At 65.5% G+C, this 365-nt stretch carries 1 protein-coding gene; it reads left to right on the top strand.

What is annotated here, in order from left to right; genetic code table 11:
* Window positions 1-98: integrase core domain-containing protein (locus tag KUM03_RS24870; RefSeq protein WP_217246962.1), on the top strand; the 98-nt coding region annotated here is incomplete at its 5' end.
* Between the last annotated feature and the right edge of the window lie 267 nt (window positions 99-365).

The following is a 365-nucleotide window of genomic DNA, read 5'->3' as shown; positions in this document are numbered from 1 at the left end:
GCTGGCTGGACTGGTACAACTACCACCGACCCCACACCGGAATCGGCGGCCAAACACCAGCCAGCCGCGTCACCAACCTGTCCGATCAGCACACCTAGGGCGTGTCTGACAATTCCCGCCTGCCTCGCGACGCCATGCACGCACTCTCGCCGCACCGGGCGCAGAGCCAAGTACATCCAGTACGAGGCCCTACGCCCGGCACGCCGAGAGCACGCACCTGACGCCGCGAGGCCGCCCTCCGGGCGACGACGGGAATTGTCAGACACGCCCTAAGCGTTGTCCCGTAACTACTGATCGGTACTCGCGTCTGGTTACGTCAGCTGGGCGCCGTGCAGAGAGTTCGTAGCCGCTGATTCTCGGGTCGG

Source organism: Streptomyces sp. AC602_WCS936 (assembly GCF_019049125.1).
In the GTDB taxonomy this organism is placed as follows: domain Bacteria; phylum Actinomycetota; class Actinomycetes; order Streptomycetales; family Streptomycetaceae; genus Streptomyces.
Note: the sequence above shows the minus strand (reverse complement) of the source record. Positions and strands in the feature narration are given on the sequence as shown.